The sequence below is a fragment of the Oleiphilus sp. HI0067 genome, assembly GCF_001635735.1.
In genome coordinates this window covers 1-2,530 of record NZ_LWFI01000960.1, presented here as the reverse complement: position 1 = coordinate 2,530, position 2,530 = coordinate 1, and the positions used below count along the sequence as shown (strand labels likewise).

Genomic DNA, 2,530 nt, shown 5'->3' with positions numbered 1-2,530 from the left:
GGATTGAGAAAGTTGGGGGTTTTTGCGTGAAAGCGTGCTGTCAACAGAGAAGGTTTGTTGGGGCACTTGTTCACACAATGCTTGGTGCGCAACAAGACTGAGGATCGAATCATTATGCGAATTGAAGTATGCGATCAACTTGAGTATTTGCTGCTCCATGCCACCTTGTAACAAACCGTTTTGATTAGGCTTTGATAGGCAGAGTAAGAGAATGCGTGTTTGACTCATAAAGAAATTCGAATTATCACGGTTGCGTTGACTATAGGCTGTAATTCAATGGTATATGCTCTAAACTGCACAGCCAATTTCTTGTTTCTATCTGTCTGTTTCTCAATTATATGAAAGATAAACTCATCGCTTGGTTAGTGACGCGCATTTTGAAGTTGCTGTCGTTACTGTCTTACTCATCAACGCAAAAGCTTGGGCGTGTCATTGGACGAGCGTTGTGGCTCGGTGACTCTAGTCTTACGCGGGTGACTAAAGTCAATGTAGAGCTTGCATTCCCAGACTTAGAACAAGAACAGCAACAAGCACTCATCAAAGCTAGCTTAACAGAAACCGCAAAGCTTTTTGCTGAGTTTGGCGCAATGTGGGAATGGCCTACAGAGAAAGCGCTAGGTTTAGTTAAGTCTGTTCGGGGCAAAGAGTTATTCGATATGGCGTCAGAGCAAAACAAAGGGTTGATCGTTCTTGCGCCGCACCATGGCAATTGGGAATTGGTTGGTTTGTATTTATCTACATTACGCCCCATGGCTGCCTTATATCGCCCCCCTAAAATAAAGCCTTTAGAAGACTACATGTCTAAAGTGCGTGGTCGTCATGGCTCAGAGTTAGTGCCCACCACGAAACGTGGGGTGATTCGTTTGTTCTCGATTTTGCGTGAGCAAGGAATGGTTGGTGTATTACCTGATCAGGTTCCTCAAGGCAGCGGCGGTATTTTCGCACCATTCATGGGGGTCGAAGCGAATTCTGTCAAGCTGGTGTCGCGTTTGATCGAAAAGACAGATTGCTTGGTATTAAGTCTGGTTGCGATGCGCCGTGAGGACGGTACGGGATTTGACTTGATCTTTAGAAAGGCAGATCCGGATATTTATAGTGATGACTTATATACCTCGGTTGCTGCTATGAATCGAACAGTAGAGACCTGTGTGCGTGATAGACCCGAACAATATCAATGGGAATATAAGCGTTTCAAAGACGCACGAAAGGGAAGTCGACATACCTACGGATAGCTCGCGTATGCAACGAACAATTGTCTGTTTGAAGTGGGGTGAGATGTACGGCCCTCAATACGTCAACAATCTCTACGCAATGATTAGGCGTAATCTACAGGGCGATTTTCGCTTTGTTTGTCTAACGGATAATTCGACCGGCATTCGATCCGAAGTTGATTGCCAGCCTTTGCCAGATTTTCCAGAACCTGAATGGAAGTATGCGAGATACTGCTCAGCATGGCGCAAATTAGCCTTGTTTGATGCGGGTAAGTTGGGCCTAAACGGCCGTATTTTATTCTTAGATTTAGACCTTGTTATATTGAGTGCCATTGATGAGCTCTTTGAGGGTGATGCGCCTTTTTTGATGCTAGAAAATTGGTATCAACCTGGTAATGGTCAGGCGTCTTTAATGCGTTATGACAGTGACTTTGCCAAACCTGTATTAGACGAGTACTTGTCTGATTCTGAGACGATATTGAAGACTTACGTAACTGAGCAAGCGTTTATTGCGGAGCGTTTGTGCGTTAATGGCGCTTACTTTGACCCAAGTTATTGCGTGAGCTTTAAAAAACATGTGATGCATAGTGATTGGCGTCGTTTTACGAGCAAGCCCTATGATAAACCCGAGGGGGCCAAGGTCATTGTGTTTCATGGTCGGCCAAACCCGCCGGATGCGATTAAAGGTGATTGGGGGAAGTCATTACCTGCATTAAAACGCTGGTGGAAGGGTTTAAAGCCTTGTCCTTGGATTGCCGATTATTGGCGTGAGTGAGCGTACTCGTAGTGCTCCATAAACTGGGTCCAGTTTGCTTCGGTCCAAATAATTCCATGTCGAACATGTTCTTTGATGAAGCTGCGCTCTAGACGTTCGATCATGCGCATTCGGTGTCGTTCTTTCAGTTTAAAGATTTTAGCTTGATCAAAGTCGATGACCCAAACCTTTTTCTGAGCATCTACCAGAATGTTCTGAATATTTAGGTCGGGGTGGAAGACGCCATGCTTGTGCAGGTCTGCAATGCAATAGGCCAAGTCTTTAATAAGTTGGTTGCTTGCAGGTTCTTGCAGTACTTTGAGAAGGTCTTCTGCTGTGTCGATGCGTTTCGTGAGAAGGTCTGCCGTATAGTGACGTCCTCTTTTAATAACGCGCGCGCCCGCAGGCTCTGGAACGGGTAGTCCTGCATCATGGAGTTTCTGTAGTATTCGGAACTCTTTGATAGATCGTGTTTTATCAAACGAAAAGAATAAATAGTGATCACGATTAAAGCGGCTAATTAGCCCGCCTCGATAATAGTGACGCAACACAAGTGCATACTCGT

General features: G+C 45.1%; 4 protein-coding genes. 2 read left to right on the top strand and 2 right to left on the bottom strand.

The annotated features are described in order from the left end of the window. Positions 1-228 (bottom strand): hypothetical protein (locus tag A3739_RS28795; protein ID WP_156502556.1); only part of this gene is annotated, 228 nt, incomplete at its 3' end. Positions 229-338: 110 nt separating this feature from the next. Between A3739_RS28795 and A3739_RS12280 the strand changes: the two genes are divergently transcribed. Beyond that, positions 339-1,232, top strand: coding sequence for a lysophospholipid acyltransferase family protein (locus A3739_RS12280; RefSeq protein WP_068475303.1), 894 nt, complete (start codon positions 339-341; stop codon positions 1,230-1,232). Positions 1,233-1,239: 7 nt separating this feature from the next. After that, complete coding sequence (locus tag A3739_RS12275; RefSeq protein WP_082869027.1) at positions 1,240-1,986, top strand: hypothetical protein; 747 nt, start codon at positions 1,240-1,242, stop codon at positions 1,984-1,986. Here A3739_RS12275 and A3739_RS12270 read toward each other — a convergent pair. Further along, positions 1,971-2,530, bottom strand: a 560-nt coding sequence (locus A3739_RS12270; RefSeq protein WP_068501549.1) for a 3-deoxy-D-manno-octulosonic acid kinase, incomplete at its 5' end; no start/stop codon positions are given. The genes A3739_RS12275 and A3739_RS12270 overlap by 16 nt on opposite strands.